A 21,904-nucleotide genomic window follows, 5' to 3' on the forward strand; every position below is an offset into this window, starting at 1 on the left:
GGACAGCTCCTGGCAAGGAGAAAAGCCGGGCCATACCAGCCAGGCCCTGCTCCCTGCTGGTCCGAATCCAGCCGCTTTCGGATTCCTGGCTCCAGAGCAGAGACGACCCTAATTCCGGAAAAAAATCGTTCCCAACCTCTTAAGCTGACACTATTCGGGAAAACAATATCGAAAAAGCCCTGATATGCAGCGTCGGTACAATGGGGTCATAGCCCAAGAGGCAGATCCAGAATGCACCCGATGGGGAGAAAACAGGCCTCTCCTACGATTAAGCCTGCCATGCAGACCCCATTTCGTCGCTCATCCGGAGCAATCAATGGGCGTAACATAGCTGCTTTTAAGGTTGCTCCAATCTCAAGCCAGGGGTATAGCTATATTCCTATTCTAAAAATAGACTATTATTCCAGAAAGATAGAAGGAAAATCGTTACCCCAAAACCAGGCGGAGCCATTGCAGGCAAAGAAGAGTTTCTCTTTGCCGGGCTGCCCCCTGCTCCCCTGTGGGCAGGCATTCCCTGGGGAGTCGCCCCAAAAGGCATGGTACGTCTATTAAACGTTAATTGTCCAAAAATACAGTATGTATTTTCTCAAAAATACACCATGGCAGCTTGCTATCGTTTTGTATATTACTTCGGTAATGCTAGGGATATATATAGGTACACCAATTACTGTAAAATATTATCAGTTATCAATACCAAGTGAAACAAATCAACTTTTTACACTACTGGTAACTTATTTTTTCACTATTTATTATCCTTATGTGTTGCCACTACTACAGGATATACGTTTACAAGATCAAGGAAGAACTATTTAATTAAGTTTGGGTATATGGTTGCCTGTATATTGTTAATACCAACAATTTTCTTTAATATTGAGATTTTTAACTATTAAAACTACAAACAATTACTAATTAATAGAAAAAACTATTAATTAGTTTAGACATAGCTTCACTATTGCTTCATTTCGTTTTGATAAATTTACTAAAGTTCGCTGGACAACTAAATATCATATAAAAAAATCTATTCAAGATAATATAACTCATTGCTAAGGATCACGATGAATTCATTACCTAGTTGGCTAAAGACAGAACAAGATATTAAAAGATTCTTCGAACTACTAAACTTCGAAGTCAAAGAGATAAGTATCGAAGGCGCACAAATTGATTTGATTGCGGAAAAATATGATGATATAGGAATTGATAAAAATATATATATTATTGAAATCACCACAGAGTATGTAGGCAAAGACAAGGGCTCAAAAGATTGTCAAAAACTGTTATTAGGAGCAAAAAAATACCATAATGCAAAAATGCTATTAATTTCAACAAAAGGTTTTACCGATGATCAAACAGCAATTCTAAAAGAACTAGATATTCACCCTTTACTTTACTCTGATCTAGAAGCAAGCAAATTACCATTGAGAAAATATGCCCTAAACATGTTAAGCAATATAGATGAAGAGAGCCAATCACGCAAAGATGTTGGCTATATTTCTAGATTCTATGTTGATCCAGAATTTAGCATTGAAGAAAAAACTATATTTTCTCAGGAATGGCTCGATACTTTTTTAAATTCTTCAAAACCAATACTATGGGCTTTATTGGCGGATTTAGGAAGTGGCAAAACAACTGCACTTGAACACTTATTAGAAATTGGCTGCAAAAAGTTTCTTGATGACTCTTCAAATTCTCCTGTACCTCTTTACATTCCACTAGGAAAATACAAACAACATAGTGGTGATCTAGAACAAATGATAATGAACGAGCTCAAGAATAATGGAATAACTGACTATCCGTCAACATTTACAAAGCATTTGATAAAAAAAAGACGCATATTATTACTTCTAGATGGACTAGATGAAGTTCATCCAATCCAAAACAGTGATGACATCCTTGATACAGTTACTAATCTGCTTGAAAATATTGGTAGAGATGCTGTTTCGATTATTAGTTCACGCAAACAATTTTTTGAAACAAATCAAGCTGAATTAGCCATGTTTGGCCCATATACTGCTGAAAAACTAGGTAGCATTCAAATTGGTTTAGAAAAAATTTTTAGGAACCACCCCACTTCTGCAATTGTAAACATTAAACCGTTTGATCGTAAAATGATTGATACATATCTGTTTAAACGATGCAATATGGACAAAGCAGAAATAGATGACCTTTTTGTAAAATATTATGGTTTTGACAAGCTTGCGACCACCCCTGTCCTTCTATCGATGATAGCTACAACTATTGAAGAAAAATTAACAAATTTCTCCGATAAAATTACATTTCCATTAATTGCGCTATACGCAGCATACACAAACAGATGGATAGAAAGAGATGTACAAAGAACTAAATTGAAAAAATCAATAAGACTCAACTTTAGTGAAAAACTTGCAGAGCACATGATTACAAACTCAAAAGATTCAGAAGACTGGAGATACTTAAAAGAACTGTTAATGCAGGATGATGACTGGAGTGAATCACGCCTGAAAGACGAAGAAATTGATCTAGATATAAGAAAATCAGGATTTTTAATTAGAGACTATGATAATAAATATAAATTTATACATAGAAGTATCATGGAATTTTTGGCTGCCAGGAAAGAAATAAAAAACTTACTAAACGGAGACAAAATCAGCTATTTCCGCACGGATGGTTATAAAATGTTTTTAGAGCAATTAGTGGGTTTACATTGGCTTGAAAACAATCAAACACCTTTTCAAGTTCACTCATGGGATGAAGGCAGAGGGAAAGATGCTATAAATTCTCAGATATTATTGCTTTCAGGTGCAAGTCAGCACTTTGATAAAAATGTAAATTTTCTTGTACCTAAAAAGATTACTATAGATACAGCTACAACGTGGAACAGAGTAAATTTTATCAAGTCAAATCTTAAAGTAATTGATGCATTTATCAAATTCAAGAATTGTTCAGTTGACAATTCTCGAATAGTTCTTGATGGTTCTTCTGCATTATACTTTGACAACTCGGTCATCGAGCACAGTAATATTTTTATTGGTGAATCTGTAAATTTAAATGAAACAAGTTTCGATCTCGCTCCACATCAACTCAACCTATTTAATAAAAAATATTTCTGGGATATGGCGTATCTACATGACCAAGGAAACACCATTAATTATAAAAAATCCACTTTTACCCTTTCGTATAAAAAACTGGAAAAACTAGCTCTTTCACTTCACTATTTACGAGATAATATTGAGATAGATAACTATGCCAAAAGCACCAGATCACAAGAACTATTAGAAATAATTCCAATTTTGAAAAAGCACAAAATTGTAGAGATATTTAAAATTGCAAATAAAGAGCGATATAAAATTACAAAAGATGGCCTTTCGTTAAAAACAAACCCAGATACAAACATCGAGAAAATAGAAAAAATCATGAAGGATATGTAAAAATTCACATAATAAATCTCAGGATCCTATAAAAAAATTGAGGATTGCTTTTTGATTGTTCATTTCAAACGTTATGCACGAAAGGTAATTATGGAAACACGAGAGAACATATGCAAAAGTTGGCACGGCGGACACGGGGTCGGACCACGCTATTCGCTTAATACTATACGACAAAAAGAAACACCTCTTCATGTAGCCATTTGCTTTCACCAGAGCGACAAAGCCATTTTGACAACAAAAGAGTTTGTCAGTTGCCTTCATGATTAGAACTTGCGCGGAAATTCCGGGGACAGGATATCTAGCCCAACCGAATTACGTATCCTCTCCCCCGGAACCCCCAGCCAGAAAAAATCTCTATCACCGATAAAGATTGCAGGTGCGAGTTTCTCAAACAAAAAGTGTGTGTAGGGAGGGGGGGTGCGAGGTGACGTCAGAGGTGGCTCCGTTCGTTTCTCGAGCACCTGGGATATACCGCCCTTGACCAGTGGCTTGTGGTGGGAAAGCACCACCACAACCAGGAAATAAACAAAAACGGACGACTGGGCAACATCGAGGACCGCCCCAATGCAGCAGATCTCCTGGCCATTGAAAACAGGGTAAAGGGAATCGTGGACGCATTGAGCGCCTGGACGGCATGATATACTCTTGAACCAGCAGAGGGAGAAAAGACGATGACACAAACAGCGATGAGCACGGAGCAGGCCCTTGGTTACTGGAACCAGAAGGCCCAATTCTTTGCATCCGCAAAGCGAAAGCAGCAAAACAGGCGCATGGCCGACCTCTATGATAAGGGCTGCTGGCGGTATATCGAACCGCTGCTGCCCCCAAGAGACGGGGGCACAATCCTGGAAGCCGGGTGCGGCACAGGAAGGTGGGTGTATCGCCTGGCCCCGATGGGGTATAATCTGGAACTCACGGATTTTTCCGACGAGATGATCCGCCACGCAAAGGCCATGGTCAACCGGCAGGGGCTCGGGGGAAGCGTTACCGGCTACCATGTTCTGGACATCTGTGATATGGCTGCCCTTGGAGACAACTCCTTTGATCTGGTGTTGGCCCTGGGCATGCCCCTCTCCCTGTGCAGGAATCCAAAACAGGCTGTTTCCGAGATGTTCAGGATAACAAAGCCCGGGGGCCATGTGGTATGCGATACCATGAACCGGTTTCGAAAGGCCCTTGACCTGGCCCAAAAAAACGACCTGGCCCAATTTTTCAATGTTCTCAACAAGGGAAAAGTGGTTGCAGAATCCGGGCTGCCCCAGACCTGTTTCAGCCCCGCAGAACTCGAGGCCCTGTTTCGGACACAGGGGTTCAAGCCGTGTAAAACCGCGGCCATCACTCCATTTCTAGAGCTTCCGCCCTCAAAGAAGCAGGTGGAGATGCTGGATGATGACCAGATGTTCAGCCAGATGGACAAGGCTTTTCACACCTTTGCTGAGGAGCCTTGGGTTCTCGGGTTGACAAGCCGACTCCTGTTGGTCGCACAAAGACCAAGCACAGCAAGCCACCGATCATGACCCCTTACAGACACCTGGCCCCAGGACCGCCATGGCCTGGCTGATGCCCCTTAGCGCAGTCGCCACCGCCTTCATGACCAAATCGCCACTCAATCGATATTCCGCGAAATTTCCCAATCCATTACCATGGAGATGGGCCAGGCCCCTTTCGCCTTCAGCATCGCCTCCCTGTTCTACTCTGCAACCTTTTGCTTTATCGCTCCGGTTGCCGATACGGTAGATCTGCCAAGATTGGCCATCGGGCCATCGGGCCATCGGGCCATCGGGCCATCGGAAAATCATCAGGGCTCAGACCACTTTTTTTGTTTAGGGTATCTTGAACAATTAGATTTTTCGATCAAGGTCAAGGCGCGAGATCCAATTTCAGTGGAGGCATACTGCCGAAATCCCGAGACTAAAATTGTGACCGCAACGCTGAGGTTGGAAGAAAAGGCCATTATTCAAGGTAGCCTTCAGCCTTTACCCGCTCCCGTGCTGTGAACATATTGGGAGGTGACAATATCCGCTCCAACAGGCCTTCTTTGAAATGAGGCCACGGGGAAGAGATAGGCCAAGGGAGCAAAGGCTCCTGCCGCCTCTGTCGGTTGGAAAAGATTTCGATATACTCCGTGATTTCCTGTTTCGCCTCTCGACGGCTCAGCCTGCGATCCAGAAAACGCCCAGGATCGTGACGCAACTCAGGACAGTGGTGGCCAGGAGCAGGGCCGAGGCAAGGGAGGCGTCCCCGCCGTAACGGCGCAGGAAGACCACCCCCAACACCGCAGGCGGCATGGCACCAAGCAGAACCAGCACATCCTTCCAGAGTCTTTCAAATCCCATACAATCGGCCACCATGGAGAGCATCAGGGGTTTGAGCAAAAGTTTGATCGCGACCACAATCACCAGCATCCCGAGACACTGCCTGAGATTGGGAACCTTGAACATCAGCCCCACGGCAATGAGCGCCAGGGGCGTCAGGGCCTGGCTGAGGACGTGGCAGACATCAAGCAGGGGTTTCACAAAGGCGTTTTCCCCTCCTGGCAACCCCAGGGGTTGCCAGGCCAAACCAAGGAGCAGGGCAAAGAAGACGGGCGACTTGAAAAACCCCAGCGAGGCGCTGATGTTTTCCCGGAACGAGACGCCGGAACTGCCGAAATAGGCCGCCAGCATTGGGCCGAGAATGAAGATGGGATAGCCCACCCCCACCTCGGAGATGAGCACGGCCTCGGTCATGGCCTGCGGGCTCTGGGGATAGAGCTGCATGATAATCGCGTATCCCAGAAAGGTGGAGGAGCCGAAAGCCGCACAGAAGATCACGGCGCCCTTTTCCAGTCTGGAGAGGCGGAACATTGTCCCCACGCCCCAGGCCAGGGCGATGCAAGAGAGCTCGGCCCCAAGCATTACCAGGGCGGGCTGCAGAGACTTCAGGGAGATGGTGCTGGTGGCGAGGTTCACAAAGACCACGGCCGGCAGGCACAGTTCCGTGACAATACGCGCAAGCGTGAGCGAATGTGCCTCCTCCAGGATGCCGCGGTGCCTCAGATACAGGGCCAGGAGATAGACAACAACCAGGCTGGTAATGGCCTGACTAAGGCTGACAAACAGGTTCATTGGATATCCCGGGAAAGAGGTTCAGGGCACGGTCTGGTCGCGGGCTGGCAGAGGAATCGATGACAGCAGGCCGCTCACTTCTCGAAAAAACGGTGCTCCCGCTCCCGGATCTCCTCGGCACCGATGAAACGGAAATACTCCTCAAAATCCATCATCGATTCCGGGGTGACAAAGCCGGCTGTGGTACCGTGGGTCTTGAGATGGTCGGCCCAACGCTGCAGGGCTCGGGCGGCTGTGAACACAGAGCCGCAGGGGTAGCAGGCGACCGCGTAGCCCGCCTCCTGGAGCTCGCTGGCTGTAAGGAAGGGCGTCTTGCCGCCCTCGATCATGTTGGCCGCGCTGGGCACGGGGACCTCGGCATTGACCCGACGCATCTCCTCGACCGAGGTCACGGCCTCTACGAAGACCATGTCTGCCCCGGCCTCGGCGTAGATCTTTGCCCGGCGTATGGCCTCGTCCAGGCCATGGACGGCCAAGGCGTCGGTACGGGCCATGATTACGAAATCAGGATCCTTGCGGGCCCAGAGCGCGGCGCGCAGTTTGGGCAGATACTCTTCCACCTCGACCACGGACTTGCCGCCCATGTGACCACAACGTTTGGGGTAGGTCTGATCCTCAATAAAGAGTGCAGCCGCGCCCATCTGCTCGACTTGGCGCACCGTGCGGATGACATTGTTGACGTCGCCGAAGCCTGTGTCGATATCAACCATGACCGGCAGCTCAACCCTGGCAATCAGGTTTGCATAGTGGTTGAGCATCTCCGTGGAACTGATCAGGCCGATGTCCGGTTGCCCCAGGACGCTTCCGGCCGAGCCGTAGCCCGCCACGCTGGTGGCCTTGAAACCGGCTTGGGCAACAGCCAGGATAGAAAGCCCGTCGTGGACCACGGGCAGCATGAGAATTTCGGGGGCGTTGATGAGTTGGCGAAACTTGGTCGTTTTGTTCACGGGTCCCTCCCCTGGATGAGTTGCTGACAGCAGCCGGAATAATCAGCTTGAGCCATGACAGAAAGAAGCAAGGCTCAAAGATAGCAGATCTCGATCAAATAGTGGTATGATATTATGCAATAACATCAGGAAACCCTTTATGCCAGGCCTAATGAAATTTAGAAATTTGGCAAATCCTCTCAAGGTGGGCATCAATTGGGAGAGGCTGATCGGGGGAGGCTGAAGCCTGCCTTTGAGCAAACAGGAACAGCTAGCAGCCTCCCTACAAAGGCAGGACCGCTCATCAGGCATCATCTCCTCCCCCTCTGACCCTGACGAAAACCCCGCTGAAAAGCGGCAGAACCCTATCCACTCCACCAAAAGGATCGCATCATGTCTCTAAGACCTCGCCTGTCCCTGACCATTGCCCTAGCTGCTGTCTTCATGCTCTGCACAGCTCCGCTCAATGCCGGAGGCTTGCTTCCCGTTGCCCCCGAAGCGGTCCACGCTACCCTGGCCAAGGTCCACAAACGCTACCAGGCAGACGCATCCGGCAAGGTCGCAGACTATATCCCGGCCCTGGCCAAGGCGGATCCCAACCATTTCGGGCTGGCCATCGTCACTGCCGACGGTCAGACCTTCACGGCAGGTGATACGGATGTGCCCTTTGCCATCGAGTCCATCTCCAAGGTCTTTGCCCTGGCTCTAGCCTTTGAAGATGCGGGGCGACAGGCCATCCTCGACAAGGTGGGAGTGTATCACACCGGGCTGCCGTTCAACTCCGCGATTGCCTCGGACGTCCGACAGGTAAAACAACAGAACCCCTTCGTCAATGTCGGGGCCATCACCACCACCAGCTTCATCAGGGGCAAGGATTCCGCTGATAAGTGGAAACGGGAGAAGGAGAAGTTCAGCCTATTCGCCGGGCAGGAACTGAGCTTGAATCGCATCATCTTCGACTCGGAAGAGGCAACCAACCAGCACAACCGCGCCCTGGCCTGGTTGTTCAAGAGTTTCGGCTATCTCCAGGGAGAGCCGGCCGATGCCGTCAACCGCTATACCCGCGCCTGTTCCCTGGAGGTGAGCTGCCTGGAGTTGGCCGTCATGGGCGCCTGTCTGGCCAACGGCGGCGTGAATCCCATGACAGGCAGACGCGCCGTTAAAGAGGAATTTGTCCGGGATATCCTTTCACTCATGGCCATCACCGGACTGTATGACGCCTCGGGGCCATGGTTTTTCCGTACCGGCCTGCCAGGCAAGAGCGGCGTGGGCGGCGGTATCCTGGCCGTGGTCCCCGGACGATTCGCCATTGCGGCCTACTCACCGCCTTTGGACAGGTTTGGCAACTCGGTTCGGGGGGTAAGGGCTGTCGAGGCACTTTCGGATGAGTGGGGGCTGCATCTGTTGGGGGTGCGATGATGGCCCTAAGCAGATAGTGCAGGCAGCAACAGCCGGACGGCACCGATCCAATGATCAGATCGAAAAATCTCATTTTTCAAGGTACCCTTAAGAGGCTTTATCTCCGGCATGCTCTCTTATTACCCCTGGTGAATTGTCTCTTTATATCGGCCCAGAGGGTTTCTGGTCCAGATCCTCGGCCTGGCAAGGCGTGAAAAACCCGAGATCCTACCATCGATCCAGCCGGAAGATCTTGCCTTTGAGCCGGGAGAAACGGCCTCTTTCTATATCGTGAGGGCCGCCAAAGAGGAGCGCTACCGGATCGCAGAGGCACCAGCAGACAAACACCTGAAGGCGTATTTTAGCGTAGTAGCCGGAGAAGGGGCAATCGACGGACCAGGTTCCATCTGTTTACCGCGGTGCGCCACCTTCACTGGACAGGCCCTGTCTATTTCAACCTCATTCGTCCGTTTCATCATTTCCTTATCTGCTCCATGATGAGAGCCGGGAGCAGACGATGAGACGGAAGTTCAGCCAGGACCAAACACTTGCCTGACGATCCCTCATTGGCTACAGTGAGCGGCACAACTCATCAGCCACCGGCGGCGCACCCATCCGGGGCCGGGCAAGGCACCATGCTCAAAGGATACTCCATGGCTAAGGATCTGGATACATTAACAAAGGATGAACTGGGACAGCTCTTTCCCATCATCATCTCTGAATCTCAAAAGGAGTGGGCCGAGCTCTTCCTTGGGGAACAAAACAGGATCATTGCATTGCTCGGTAAAAATAGAGCCTTACGGATTGAACATATCGGCAGTACGGCTGTACCAGGTCTTCCTGCCAAGCCGACCATTGACATCCTGGTTGAAATCCCCAAAGGCGAGCAGGTTGAACGAGAAATCGTTGAGATCATGAGCGCAGAGGGATACCACCAGATCCGTGATCAACGGGAGCATCTCATGCTCGTCAAGGGCTATACCCCGGAAGGATTTGCCGGCCAATGCTATCATCTCCACCTGGCCCCCAGAGACCAGACAGCGCTTTGGGACAGAATCTATTTCAGAGACTACCTCAAGGCGCATCCCCGGGCGGCCCGGGAATATGCAGCACTGAAGCAGAGACTGGCCAGGAGACACACCTTTGATCGAGAGGCATATACAGCGGCAAAAAACAGCTTCATTGAACAGGCAACCGCCAGGGCAAAAAACCGCCTGAAATAGCCTCTAACCGGGAGAGGAAGATCCACGCTTTCTCCCCCGGGTACACCGATCAGCTGTAGATTGGCGGGAATCAGTTTCAGGGTTGGGAGGAGTTGGGAAGCCGCTGAGGCAGCGATTACCAATCACCACCAGAAGTGAGGAACCTACTCAAGATGGAATTCAAGTTGATGCAGCCAGGACAGGAAGAAGAGGTCATTGCTCTTGTCAGAGAAGTTTTCACTGAAATCGTTGCCCCGGGATACTCGGAGCAAGGCCTGAGCGAATTCTATCACTATGCAAACAGCGAGAGCCTGATTGGACGATCAAAAAACGATCATTTTACCGTTCTTGCGCTGGAGGACGAGACGATCTACGGCGCAATCGAAATCAGAGCAGCTCATCATGTTTCCATGTTCTTTGTTCGTTCACAGCACCACAATCATGGCATCGGCAGGGCCCTGCTGGCTGACGCCATCACACGCATCGCAACGATGGACAGCGACATCAGGCAGCTCACTGTCAACGCATCTATAAACGCAGTAGCTGCCTATAAGAATTTTGGCTTCACCGTCGGTTCAGAAGAACAGTGCCGTAACGGTATCCGCTATGTACCGATGGAGCTGAGGCTCCATGAAGAGCGTCCCGCTTAAGCACTCAGCAGCCATGGCCGCAACGAACCAGCCGCTGCCCCGCCTGGCACCAGGCTGGTTCCAGCCCAACGGTTTCCGTCTCATTGGGGATAGACACAAAAAGCAATGCAAGATATCATTCAGACGGCAGAGTCCATCCAGCAGAAGGCCTGGCAGGTAATCAGAGATACCCAGGTTATGGAGATATGGTCTTCCATCGGGGCAAGGATTCATCTGGTCGGATCCCTTGGGATGGGCCTCTTGATCAACAAGCGGGATATCGATTTTCATATCTACACAAGCCCGTTTAGGCTCTCAGACAGCTTTGCAGCCATCTCCAGACTTGCAGCCAACAAAGATATTACCACCATCAACTATGCCAACCTGCTGGAAACAGAAGAGCAATGCATCGAATGGCATGCCTTCTACCAGGATCAGGAGGGGCAGCCCTGGCAACTCGACATGATTCACATCCTGGACGAGTCTCCCTATGCCGGCCATTTTGAGAAGGTTGCCCAAGGCGTGTGCAAGGTTCTAACACCGGAGATGCGGGCCGACATTCTCAGGATCAAGAGTTCGATCCCTCCTGGAGAGAGGGTAATGGCTATCCAGATATACAAGGCTGTGATCGAAGCCGGAGTTCGCGACCTGGAGTCTTTCCGGCAATGGCAAGAACACCATCCAGATGAGAATCTTCTAGACTGGATCCCCTAAACACCGGTGCCCCGGCACCCCTCGAGTGAACCATGAACGACCAACAACACAACCAGCAGACCTACGAAGCCTTTGCCCTACAGTATCACCAGAAGCGCAGCCATGAGGAGAGCAACCTCTGGAATCTCTATCTGGACAGGCCCATGATGGAGAAGCTGATCGGCAGCACTACCAGCGGAACAAGGGTGCTGGACCTTGGCTGCGGCAGCGGCCTGCTGAGCCGCTGGCTCAAAGATCGCGGCCTGGAGCCACGCGGTGTCGATTTTTCCCAGGGCATGATCTCCATTGCCGCAGAGGAGAATCCGGATATTGAGTTCACGGTCGCAGATATCGGTGCCACCTCCTACGCGGATGCGAGCTTTGAGCTGGTTGTAAGCGGGCTGGTGATGCACTATGTGCAGGATCTGGGTCCGGTATTTGCTGAAGTGTCGCGCCTTCTCAGCACCGACGGGATCTTTGTCTTCACCATCCATCACCCCGTTGACGAGGTGACAGAGGTCCGCTGGAACGGCAGCGGGTACCAGGCCGAGATGAAGCCCTACTTTCACAACCGGCAGTACCAGTGGACGATGCTGAAAGGGATGGAGCTTCTCTCCTATCACCATACCTTTGAAGAGATCGCTGAAAGCCTCTACCGGCAAGGATTTGTAATCGAACGGATCATGGAGTCCCGGGCCGATGATGCGCTGCGAGAGAGGTATGAACGATTTCATGCACGGATGAACAGCTATCCTTCATTTTGCGGATTCAGGGCGAGAAAGGTCAGCTGAAAGAGTCGCACCTCTCCGCAGGCTCGGCTTTTGGGCTCTTTCCGAATTCCCCAAGAGGGCTTAACAGACCCTCCCCTCTGTTTCATGGGCGCTGCCAAGGCTGGATTCCCGCCTGCGCGGGAATGACGACTACAAAGCACCGAGCATGTTTCCTGTGTCCTTGATTTCTGCCTGCGCGGCAATGACAGCCAAAAAGGAATGGAGGGGGGAGCCCCGCAGTTCATGGCTCGGGAGATCCGGACAGGCTCAGCCTTTCTCCTCCTTCTTCGCCTGGCCCCCCTGCGCTTTTTTGCAGAAGGCCTCAACCCGTTTCCGGGCATCGCTGGTAACAAGGGGACGTAGCTGGAAGAAGAGCTGTTCACACTGGGCCAGGGAGAGGGTGTTGACCAGCTGGTGGACCTCCTGTTCGTCCCGCAGATGGGGAAACCGCGCTGCCGACTCCCGGCTTTCCTCCTTGCTGATAATCTTGGAGTAAATTAGGGAACGTGCTGCCAGCAGCTCCTGCCGGGGACGGGAGAGCGGCTGGCCAAAGAGAAAGGCCAGGGTAAGCTCATCTCCCGGGCCGTAGACACTGCCCTTGATGCCCAGCTGCTGCAGGATCAACTCCTCCACCGAGACGGTCTCCATGGCCCAGGCAGGTGGCAGCCTCTGCTCCAGGAGATGACGGAGATAGAGGTGCATGGGACCGGCCTCGATGTAGATGGAGCGCTGTTCCGGCAGGAGGTCAAGGATACTCTGGGCCCTGAGCTGGTCGCGCAGCCTGAAGCGCGCGGCATCTGCCCTGGCAAAACGGATGACGCTGTCCACGGTCTCGCTGAAGCTCCCTCTCCGAAAGGCCTGGTAAAATGCAAGCAGCCGCCTGGTGGCCTCCTTTTCCGCGCAGTAGACTCTGTAGCGTTGGGATGAGCTGTCCAGCTCCTCTGGGCCATGGTTATCTGCAAAGAAGAGATGGATGGCCAGGAGCTGATCGAGAAAGGGCTCAACCTGGTAGAAGCGTTTCCCCTGATCATGGAGCAGTTGGAGGCGCTGATAGAGTTGCAGGGAAAAATCCGGGTAAGCCGGATCCTGTTCGAGCAGATACTCCTCTATGCCGAGACGCTGCTCCAGCATCGAGGTGAATGCCGGATGCACGGGTTCCTCAAGCAGGATCGCCTCATGACGTGCCATGATCGCGGCGCTGATGGCAATGGCCTCAGTGCGATGGTTGGAGTAGATGAGACTTACAGTATTGACCATAGCTCTATCATAAGCACTCCTGCGACAGAAGGCCAAACGGGAAAAGAGGACCGGGCCGAGAACCTCTTGTAGATGAGAGAATGGTGGCCGCTTACGAATAGAGGTGACAGGGAAAGAGGTCTCAGGGTATGGGATACTGTGTAAAATGGAATTTTTCGATCTAGATCAAGGCATGGGTACAACCTTACCGCAGCCATATAAGGGACATGCCGAGGATAAAATTTTGAGCGCAAGGCCAAGGTTGGAAGAAAAGGCAACTTTTCAGGCTACCCTGTAACCAAGCTCTATCCGGCTCCTTTGAGCCACTACAATCGAGATGAAGGCAATCGAGATGAAGGCAATCGAACAGTACCTCATTGAAGTTTCGTTAAAACGAGAACAGGTCCCTTCTTTCGACGAGTACCCCTTTTGCCTCGATGCCGTGCGGAACCTCTCCAAAATCAAGCTTCATCCTAAAGTCACCTTTCTTGTCGGCGAAAACGGTACAGGAAAATCGACCCTGTTGGAGGCCATAGCAATCTCTTTGGGCTTTAATCCTGAAGGGGGCACCAGAAACTTCTGCTTCAACACCTACAAGGCCCATTCAGCCCTGCATGATTATATCCGCCTGTCACGCGGAGTAAAACGTCCCCAAGATGGCTTTTTCTTAAGGGCTGAAAGTTTCTTTAACCTGGCTTCTGAAATTCAACGACTGGACGCCGAACCTTCATTTGGACCACCAATCATTGACGCATATGGGGGAAAGTCTCTCCATGAACAGTCACATGGGGAATCATTTATGGCCTTGCTCCTCAACCGGTTCGGCGGCAAGGGCCTCTACATCCTGGACGAACCCGAGGCAGCACTCTCCCCCACCCGCCAGATGGCAATGATCTCCAGAGTGCATCAGCTTGTTCAGGCAAAATCTCAGTTTATTATAGCGACCCACTCTCCTCTTATCCTCTCCTACCCCTATGCCCGCATCTACCAACTGGAGGAGGGTGGCATAAACAGCATCGGGTATAAAGAGACAGACCATTATCAGCTGACACGAGACTTTCTCAACCGGCCGGAAAAGATGCTGGAGATCCTGCTCGATATGAGCTCCGGTGAGCTTACAGACTGATAGGTACTTTGAAAAATAGGTTTTTCGATCAAGATCACAGCCTGGGGTACATGTTAGCGCAGGCATATAGGGGATACGCCGAGACTGGAAGAGGCAGCCATCCAGGTCAAGGTGCTTCACGATTCCTCCAAGACTGGATTTGCACCTGCGCGGGAATGACAGCCAAAAAGTGAATGACTGAAAGGGAAAGCCCCCGCTGCTGATGTGCTGGGAGATTCAGATAGACCCATAAATTCTCTTGACAGCTCGCCCACCCTCTCCTAGTATGACCCATACTACAATAGCCCTCAAACGGAATCACCCTATGTCTGCTGTCAACCTGGTCATCCTCGGCCTGCTGAAGAAGAATCCTGCCAGTGCCTATGAACTGGCCCTCCATGTGGAGCAGAGCCGCATCCGCAAGATCATCAAGATCGGTTCCCCCACCATCTATCAGAACATCAAGAAGATGGCCAGTAGGGGCTACCTCTCCACCACCAAGGTCCGGGAGGGAGAGATGCCAGAAAAGACCATCTACCGCCTCACCGAGAGCGGGGAGGCCTACTTTCTTGAGCTGATGCACAAGTTCTCTGCCAACCCGGGACGGATGTTCTTTCCCTTCAACAGCTTCATCAAAAACCTCACCCTGGTGGACCAGGAGACCGGCCTGCAGATGCTCAGGGACCTGAAACTCTTCTTCTATGAGACCCGGGAGGATCTGAACAACGACATCTCTGCTATCGACTCCCCGCCCTTTGCGGTGGAGGTGATCATGCGGCAGTATCAGATCATGCTCAAGGGGATGATTGAGTGGGTCGATGAGGTGATCGAGCTGTACAGGGAGCGCGCCGAGAGACCAGGCAGCCTTGAATAGTTGCCCTTTGGCCCAATCTCGGCTTATGGCCAAAAATATATCCTCGGAGTTGGGCGTAGACTCCGATATCATCTCTATAGCTGTGATACTTTTTATCGCCTGCCTCGGAGGCTGCGCTTACCTGACCTTGAACAAGGTATCTCGTTTTCAAGACAGCCACCAGGCTTGATCTTTTAAGGGTAGAGCCTGCTTGAGCTCGCCTCTGCCGCCGAGCCAGGCGAGTTTGACGGCCTGATAGCCTTGCTCCGCAGCCGGGAGCCAGCCTGACCTTTCTGAGCACGGCCAACGCTCTGCACGCTGTACGCTGCAACTATACATTATGAACCATAGTAATATTGTTAACACTAAAACACCTGATCCCAAAACAAGGAGCCGCTATGACACCCCGCAACAAGATTTCCTTTGCCTGTTTCCTGCTCATTGCCTCAGGAGAGTTCCTCATCGCCGGCCGCTTCCTGAGCGCCAGCCAGATCATGGATTATCACCTTACAGCCATGGGCAGCAGCTGGGAGCAGCTCTCGCCCGGTATCCAGGTGATGTCCCTCAACTTCCTGAGGTCGGCCGGTCTCGGCTTCCTGCTCGCAGGCAGCGCCATCAGCGCCATTCTGCTCTCCCCCTTTCGAAAGGGAGAAGCCTGGGCAAGATGGACCCTGCTCTTTATCTGCACCATCCAGGCACTGGTGATGATCTTCATCGTCTCCCAGGTCCGCGCCGCCACCCCGGCCGTGCCTCCCATGGGACCATTTGCGATGTCGCTAACACTCACGGTCGTGGGTTTCTTCACCTTTCAGGCGCCTGCAGGCAAAACTGCGGAGGATACCCCTTGAAAAAGATATCTCTGGTCACCGGTGCCAACGGGCACCTGGGTAACAACCTGGTAAGAGCGCTGGCTGCACAGGGTGAAACGGTGCGGGCCGGGATGCGGAATCTCGCCAAGCGACACAGCCTGGAGGGGGTGAAGTGCGAGATCGTCCAGGCAGATGTTCTCGATAAGGCGAGCATGGTGCGGGCCCTGCAGGGAGTGGACACCCTCTATCAGGTCGCCGCCGTGTTTAAGCACTGGGCAGCGGACCCACACAGGGAGATCCTCCTGCCCAACATCATGGGTACAGAGTACACCCTGGAGGCCGCAGCCCTGCAGGGGGTCAACAAGGTCATCCATGTCAGTTCCATCACCACCCTGGACCGCAGGCAGCAGCACATGGATGGGACCGCTTGGAATCTTTCGCCAACTGATGGCTATGAAGCATCCAAGGTTGAGGCAGAGAAACGCGCCTTGCGGATCGCCAGAGAGCTGGACCTATTTATGGTCAGGGTGCTGCCGGCGGCCATGATCGGCCCCCAATGCATCGGCCACCTCACTCCGAGCATGGAAATCCTTCAAGCCATCATGGATGGCCGGCGGCCGGTGGATCCATCCTTTCATCTTCCCCTTGTCTCGGTGGAGGATGTGGCCCGGGCCATGGTCGCGGCCGGGACCCATGGCCAGAATGGAGGACGCTACATTCTGGGCTGCGAAAAACCAGTGAGCACCACCGATCTCTTTGCCATAGCCCGGACCATCGACCCTGGCATCAAGAAACCACTCCGGCTTCCCGGGCCCATCATCCATGCGCTCGCCCATATCTTAAGCCTGGTTGGCACCATCAAGGGCCGGGAACCCGATCTCTCCCCGGAGATGGTGCGACTCTACCATCGGGACAAGCACAGCTTGAACCTGACCGATTCCATCCGGGATCTGGGCTTTGCCCCGGAAGCCCCCCTTGCGGTGGCCCGAAGGACCATGGAGGCCATGACAAGACCGACCCCTATCACCACGGAGGCACCATGAACTGCAAACATCTGCTCCTGATCACAACCCTCGCCCTCTCCACCCTCAACCCGACTGGAGGCTCGGTAGCAGCGGAGATCAGCGCCATCAGAGAGCCCTCCACGGCCCATGCCCTGTTCACCCGGGCCATGAATGAAAGAAATCTGGAACAGCTCTGCGCTCTCTACGCCGATCAGGCGGTGATGGTGCTTCGCTCGGGAAAGGAGGTCAGGGGAAGGGAGGCGGTACAGGAGGTCTTTTCCCGTATGGTCCAGGCCATTGAGAGCCTGGAACTAGAGACGGTCTACATGCTGCGATCAGACAAGAGCGCCCTCTTTCGCTCACACTACACCGCCACCTTCCGCAACGGGGAAGGCGAACTTGAAACCCACACCAACAGCGGTATAGAGATGCTAGAGAAGCAACCGGACGGGAGCTGGCTCTTTGTCATCGACCACCAGGTCGGGGCCGACAGGATACCCAGGGGCAAGCCCGATGGGGCAAATCATGGAGAATAAAAGAAGCACCACGGGCTAGCCGGCCACAGGGCTTCAGCCTGACGAGGCGCAACCTCTCCTGAACGCTCCCTCTTCTTCCGGATGGGGCCCTAAAACCCCGGAGCCGCTTGACAAGGGGGAAGGTGAAAAAAACTCCTTACCGGCTCAAAAGAACCGGCAGGGAGCTGGGAAGGCGGTTTGCTACAGGGAGAGCTTCTGCTCTGCCTCTTCCATGTTAAAGCCGTAGGTCTCGGTGACGAACTCCAGATCCTTATCACCACGGCCGCTGAGGTTGACCAGGATGGAACCGTGTTCCATCTCCTTGGCCAGCTTGGTGGCATGGGCCACGGCATGGGCGCTTTCCAGGGCCGGGATGATGCCTTCAATCCGGCTCAGCTGGTAAAAGGCGTCCAGGGTCTCGCGGTCGTCGGCAATCCCGTAGCTGACCCGTTCCTCATCCTTGAGCTGGCTGTGCTCGGGTCCGACCCCGGGGTAGTCCAGGCCCGAGGCAATGGAGTAGACCGGGGCCGGCTCACCCTGCTCGTCCTGGAGGAGGTAACACTTGAAGCCGTGGATCAGGCCGGGCTTGCCAAAGGCGGCGGTAGCCGCGTGGTCGCCGAGATTGAGGGAGCGACCGCCGGGCTCGACCCCGACCAGCCGGACCGGATCGTTGAGAAAGGCGGAGAAGATCCCCATGGCATTACTGCCGCCGCCCACGCAGGCGCAGACCACATCGGGCAGTTCACCGGTCATCTCCAGGAACTGCTCCCTGGACTCGATGCCGACAACGGCCTGGAAGTCACGCACCATCATGGGAAAGGGGTGGGGACCGACCACGGAACCGATACAGTAGATCGAGTTGACCGGATCCTTGAGGTAGGCCTGGAAGGCGGAGTCCACCGCCTCCTTGAGGGTCTTGAGGCCAAAGGAGACCGGCACCACCGTGGCCCCCAGGAGCTTCATCCGGATCACGTTGGGTGCCTCCTTCTCGATATCCACCTCACCCATATGGATCTCGCACTCCAGGCCGAAGTAGGCGGCTGCAGTGGCCAGGGCCACCCCATGCTGACCGGCACCGGTCTCGGCGATCAGCTTTTTCTTGCCCATGAATTTGGCCAGCAAGCCCTCACCCATGCAGTGATTGAGCTTATGGGCACCGGTGTGGTTGAGGTCTTCGCGCTTGAGGTAGATCTGGGCACCGCCGACGAGCTCGGAGAGACGATCGGCGTGGAACACCGGCGTGGGCCGTCCCTGGTAGTGGGTGCGGATGGAGCGCAGCTCTTCGATGAAACGCTGGGTCTTGCTGATGGTCAGGTAGGCCTTGGTGATCTTGTCCATCTCCACCTGCAGTTCCGGTGGGATATAGGAGCCTCCGAACTCGCCGAAATGACCGGTGGCATCGGGATACTGATGGGGGTAACGAGAGTAATCTTTGCTCATGATAAATTCCTTCCTGGTTCGTGATAGAGGGGGCAGGGACGTCGATTCCACATACCATACCTTTGAGGATGCAACAGGAGGGCGGTGGCGGTTCAGGTGATGCCTGTGCTCTGCAAGCCGACACCTCCCCCAAAAGGGGGTTACCACGCCAAAGCTGCCCACCTCGGTGAAGACCGTTTCGTCCCGCCTCCGAAGCCTTCACACAACTCGGTCCTGGACTCCTCGAACCGACGGGGAGCCATCCTGGAGACAAGGGGGGATCAGGCCATGATAATCGGACGCGTAACCCCCATTCAAACCATCGTCGCGCTAAAAATGCAAAATAATATCACCCGAGCCTGCTAATTATTCCGGTACCACAGGGTGGACAGGCCAATCAACCCCGTGCTATCCGTCATAGCTCCGGCCCCTCCAAAACGAGACAGTATCAGGATTTCAAAGAGTTACAGCCAGGATCCGGGCAAAGAGGGTGGGGCGGAAGACTTCCGAGCAGCAAAGGCGGCCCTCCCGGCCCACCTGCTTACCGGCTCTTCCGCAATCAGGCAGACTCTCCCAAAGACTCTGCTGCCACCACAAAGAGATGGAGCTCCCTGGGTCCATGGGCCCCGTGGACCATGATCAGCTCGATATCCCCGGTCTTGCTGGGACCCGAGACCAGAGAGAGACAGTTCGTCAGTCCCTGGGCGCGCTCGTCCGGATCCCACTTGAGCAGGGTATAGAGTTCCTCCAGGCTGGCCAGCAGCTGTTCCTCCCGGATCACCGCCACATGGATGGAGGGCACCAGGGAGGTGGAGCGGGCCTGGCCCGGCCGACTGCGCATGGCCAGGGTGGCCGTGGCTGCCACACAGTAGTCGGCCGAGGTGATGCCGATGAAGGAGGCCTGGGTCCGGGAACGGAGCTGCCGGCGCTGCCCTGCCGCCACCCCGTCCTCCGCTGCAGGGGAATCGACGGCCGTACGGTGGATAGGCACCTGCTTCAACTCGGGCAGGGCTTCCAGCTCCAAGCCATTGATCAGGGGATGGTCCCAGCGGACCACGCTCTTGGCAGGCCCCCATTCGGGCTCCTTTTCCAGGATCAGGCGGGCGATGGTGCGGCCGGCTGAGGCCAGCGAGGGCTCCTGATAGAGATCGATATGCAGGGGCCCGGCCACCTCGGCAAGCCCCTGCAGCAGTTGACGCCGCTCATCCGGCGTTCTGGTCCGGACACGCTCCAGGACCGCCTCCTGGGCCGGATCAGGGCTGGCGGTAAAGAGGTCTGCAGGGGGCGCTGTGCCCTGGTCGCGGCCCAGGGCCCTGCGGATCGTATCCATGAACGGTTGACGCTCGGTCATCATCTCCTCCCCTCCCCTTGCTGTTGCTCTCTCTCCTGCCAGCGCTGCATAAAGGTCTTGGCAGCCAGGGGCTGGACATCCCGGCTGCGGCTCCAGCCGCTGAAGGGATAGGGCAGCCAGCGGATCATCCCCTGCCTGGCAGGCAGGAGTTTCTGGCCAAGCCTGGCCACGCGGAGAAAACCCTCGTAGAGCCTGCGGCTGCGGTTGAGCCTTTGCCACAGCCCGAACAGGCGGGTCTCCATCTTCCGCTGCGGCTCCACCTGCCACTCCGGGTCCCCTGCCGAGAGCTTGCCCCGCAGGGCCAACAGCATCCTGGGCAGGTTGATCTCCAGGGGACAGGCCTGACGGCAGGCGCCGCAGAGGGTCTCGCCGGTGCAGAGGTCGGCATGGTTATTGATACCAAAGAGCAGCGGCGTGACCACTGCCCCCACCGGACCGGTGTAGGCCGAGCCATAGGCATGGCCGCCGATCTTGCCGTAGACCGGACAGACGTTGAGGCAGGCGCCGCAGCGGATGCAGCAGAGCATCTCCCTAAACTCCGGATCTGCCAGGATCTTTGAACGGCCGTTGTCCACCACGATCAGGTGAAAGGCCTGGGGCCCGTCGCCGTGATCTGCTGCGGCCGGGCCGCCGATATAACTCACATAGCCGCCGATCTGCTGGGCAGCCGCGCCCATGGACATCAGCCTGAGGATCGGCTGCTGCTCCTCCAGGTTGGCCACGATCCGCTCCATGCCCATGAAGGCCACATGGACCCTGGGCAGGGTGGTGGCCATCCTGATATTGCCCTCGTTGGAGACCGTGGTGATGTGACCGGTCTCGGCACAGGCCAGGTTACAGCCGGAGATGCCCATATCGGCGCTGAGAAACTTTTCCCGCAGGGCCTTGCGGGCATCCCAGGTCAGGGTGGGCGGATCCTCGCTGTAGGGGGTGCCCAGCTTCTCGCTAAAGAGCGCGCCCACCTGTTGACGGGTCTTGTGGATGGCCGGGGCAACGATATGGGTGGGCCGCTCTCCGGCCAGTTGGATGATATATTCGCCCAGATCGGTCTCCGCCACCTCGATCCCGGCCCCCTCCAGGGCCTGGTTGAGGCCGATCTCCTCGGTGACCATGGACTTGCCCTTGACCACCGAGCGAACCTGATGCTCCCGGGCGATCTCCAGGCAGATGGCCACCGCCTCCTGGTCGGTGCGGGCAAAGTGGACCTGGCCGCCGTTCTCGCTCACCCTGTCGGCCAGGGTCTCCAGCATGATGTCCAGGTTATCCACGGCCTTGCGGCGAAGCCCGTGGGCCAGGCTGCGCAGCTCCTGCCCCTCGGGCAGCTGCTGGTAGAGCCCCTGGGTGGCCGGGCCTAAACGCTGCTGGAGCCCCCCCAGGGCGGACTGGAGGACCGGATCGTTGATGGCGGTATGGGCACCCTCTCTGTAGGCGCTCTGGCTCGCCGCGCCCTGCTGATGGTCGCTTTGATGCTGTTCACTCATGG

The 21,904-nt window shown here is 54.0% G+C and carries 20 protein-coding genes and 1 pseudogene; 15 read left to right on the forward strand and 6 right to left on the reverse strand.

What is annotated here, in order from left to right:
• Positions 1-1,055 precede the first annotated feature (1,055 nt).
• The 4 genes from G494_RS0115605 (at position 1,056) to G494_RS0115615 (ending at position 5,401) form a co-directional block, all read left to right on the forward strand.
• Positions 1,056-3,404, forward strand: coding sequence for an NACHT domain-containing protein (locus tag G494_RS0115605; protein WP_028585268.1), 2,349 nt, complete (start codon positions 1,056-1,058; stop codon positions 3,402-3,404).
• 494 nt (positions 3,405-3,898) lie between these two features.
• A complete protein-coding gene (locus G494_RS26990; protein WP_153305912.1) occupies positions 3,899-4,042 on the forward strand; it encodes a hypothetical protein in 144 nt (47 codons plus the stop codon).
• Positions 4,043-4,075: 33 nt separating this feature from the next.
• Entirely contained in the window at positions 4,076-4,921 is an 846-nt protein-coding gene (locus G494_RS0115610; protein WP_084456963.1) for a class I SAM-dependent methyltransferase, read from the forward strand.
• Between the two features lie 126 nt (positions 4,922-5,047).
• The gene (locus tag G494_RS0115615; RefSeq protein ID WP_208597697.1) at positions 5,048-5,401 is read left to right on the forward strand and encodes a hypothetical protein; all 354 of its coding nucleotides are present in this window, start codon (positions 5,048-5,050) and stop codon (positions 5,399-5,401) included.
• A gap of 156 nt (positions 5,402-5,557) precedes the next feature.
• Here the strand turns inward: G494_RS0115615 and G494_RS0115620 are convergent, their stop codons facing one another.
• On the reverse strand, positions 5,558-6,511 hold the full coding sequence (locus G494_RS0115620; RefSeq protein WP_028585271.1) for an AEC family transporter: 954 nt from the start codon (positions 6,509-6,511) through the stop codon (positions 5,558-5,560).
• A gap of 74 nt (positions 6,512-6,585) precedes the next feature.
• Entirely contained in the window at positions 6,586-7,458 is an 873-nt protein-coding gene (locus G494_RS0115625; protein ID WP_028585272.1) for an isocitrate lyase/PEP mutase family protein, read from the reverse strand.
• 372 nt (positions 7,459-7,830) lie between these two features.
• Between G494_RS0115625 and glsA the strand changes: the two genes are divergently transcribed.
• The 6 genes and pseudogenes from glsA to G494_RS25680 all read left to right on the forward strand — a co-directional run bounded on the left by glsA (position 7,831) and on the right by G494_RS25680 (position 12,150).
• Entirely contained in the window at positions 7,831-8,856 is a 1,026-nt protein-coding gene (gene glsA / locus G494_RS23895; protein WP_208597698.1) for a glutaminase A, read from the forward strand.
• 374 nt (positions 8,857-9,230) lie between these two features.
• Positions 9,231-9,356, forward strand: a pseudogene (locus G494_RS28145) (DUF2867 domain-containing protein); the annotation flags it as partial.
• Positions 9,357-9,488: 132 nt separating this feature from the next.
• Positions 9,489-10,058: a GrpB family protein gene (locus G494_RS0115635; RefSeq protein WP_028585273.1), complete on the forward strand. Its 570-nt coding sequence runs from the start codon at positions 9,489-9,491 to the stop codon at positions 10,056-10,058.
• Positions 10,059-10,210: 152 nt separating this feature from the next.
• Positions 10,211-10,687 carry a GNAT family N-acetyltransferase gene (locus G494_RS0115640; RefSeq protein ID WP_028585274.1) on the forward strand — a complete coding sequence of 159 codons (477 nt, stop codon included), beginning with the start codon at positions 10,211-10,213 and terminating at the stop codon, positions 10,685-10,687.
• Between the two features lie 105 nt (positions 10,688-10,792).
• Positions 10,793-11,380: a hypothetical protein gene (locus tag G494_RS0115645; RefSeq protein ID WP_028585275.1), complete on the forward strand. Its 588-nt coding sequence runs from the start codon at positions 10,793-10,795 to the stop codon at positions 11,378-11,380.
• Between the two features lie 32 nt (positions 11,381-11,412).
• On the forward strand, positions 11,413-12,150 hold the full coding sequence (locus G494_RS25680) for a class I SAM-dependent DNA methyltransferase (protein WP_051305760.1): 738 nt from the start codon (positions 11,413-11,415) through the stop codon (positions 12,148-12,150).
• Positions 12,151-12,396: 246 nt separating this feature from the next.
• On the opposite strand, the gene G494_RS0115655 is transcribed toward G494_RS25680, so the two are convergent.
• Positions 12,397-13,386, reverse strand: coding sequence for a hypothetical protein (locus tag G494_RS0115655; RefSeq protein ID WP_028585276.1), 990 nt, complete (start codon positions 13,384-13,386; stop codon positions 12,397-12,399).
• Positions 13,387-13,717: 331 nt separating this feature from the next.
• Here G494_RS0115655 and G494_RS0115665 point away from each other — a divergent pair, with 331 nt between their 5' ends.
• The 5 genes from G494_RS0115665 to G494_RS0115685 all read left to right on the forward strand — a co-directional run bounded on the left by G494_RS0115665 (position 13,718) and on the right by G494_RS0115685 (position 17,672).
• Positions 13,718-14,491 carry an AAA family ATPase gene (locus G494_RS0115665; protein ID WP_084457010.1) on the forward strand — a complete coding sequence of 258 codons (774 nt, stop codon included), beginning with the start codon at positions 13,718-13,720 and terminating at the stop codon, positions 14,489-14,491.
• Positions 14,492-14,795: 304 nt separating this feature from the next.
• Positions 14,796-15,344, forward strand: coding sequence for a PadR family transcriptional regulator (locus G494_RS23905; protein WP_051305761.1), 549 nt, complete (start codon positions 14,796-14,798; stop codon positions 15,342-15,344).
• A 377-nt stretch (positions 15,345-15,721) separates the two neighbouring features.
• Entirely contained in the window at positions 15,722-16,171 is a 450-nt protein-coding gene (locus tag G494_RS27185) for a hypothetical protein (protein WP_028585278.1), read from the forward strand.
• Positions 16,168-17,175 (forward strand): NAD-dependent epimerase/dehydratase family protein, encoded by a 1,008-nt coding sequence (locus G494_RS23910; RefSeq protein ID WP_051305762.1) that lies wholly within the window; start codon positions 16,168-16,170, stop codon positions 17,173-17,175. Before G494_RS27185 ends, G494_RS23910 begins: the two co-directional genes overlap by 4 nt.
• Complete coding sequence (locus G494_RS0115685; RefSeq protein WP_028585279.1) at positions 17,172-17,672, forward strand: YybH family protein; 501 nt, start codon at positions 17,172-17,174, stop codon at positions 17,670-17,672. Before G494_RS23910 ends, G494_RS0115685 begins: the two co-directional genes overlap by 4 nt.
• A gap of 180 nt (positions 17,673-17,852) precedes the next feature.
• Here the strand turns inward: G494_RS0115685 and trpB are convergent, their stop codons facing one another.
• From trpB to G494_RS23920, 3 genes are all read right to left on the reverse strand, one after another.
• A complete protein-coding gene (trpB, locus tag G494_RS0115690; RefSeq protein WP_028585280.1) occupies positions 17,853-19,091 on the reverse strand; it encodes a tryptophan synthase subunit beta in 1,239 nt (412 codons plus the stop codon).
• A 538-nt stretch (positions 19,092-19,629) separates the two neighbouring features.
• Entirely contained in the window at positions 19,630-20,424 is a 795-nt protein-coding gene (locus G494_RS23915) for a LutC/YkgG family protein (protein WP_035246966.1), read from the reverse strand.
• Positions 20,421-21,902, reverse strand: a complete 1,482-nt coding sequence (locus G494_RS23920; protein WP_051305795.1) for a LutB/LldF family L-lactate oxidation iron-sulfur protein — start codon at positions 21,900-21,902, stop codon at positions 20,421-20,423. Before G494_RS23920 ends, G494_RS23915 begins: the two co-directional genes overlap by 4 nt.
• Positions 21,903-21,904 lie beyond the last annotated feature (2 nt).

The sequence above is a fragment of the Desulfogranum mediterraneum DSM 13871 genome, from assembly GCF_000429965.1.
Taxonomy (GTDB): Bacteria; Desulfobacterota; Desulfobulbia; order Desulfobulbales; family Desulfobulbaceae; genus Desulfogranum; species Desulfogranum mediterraneum.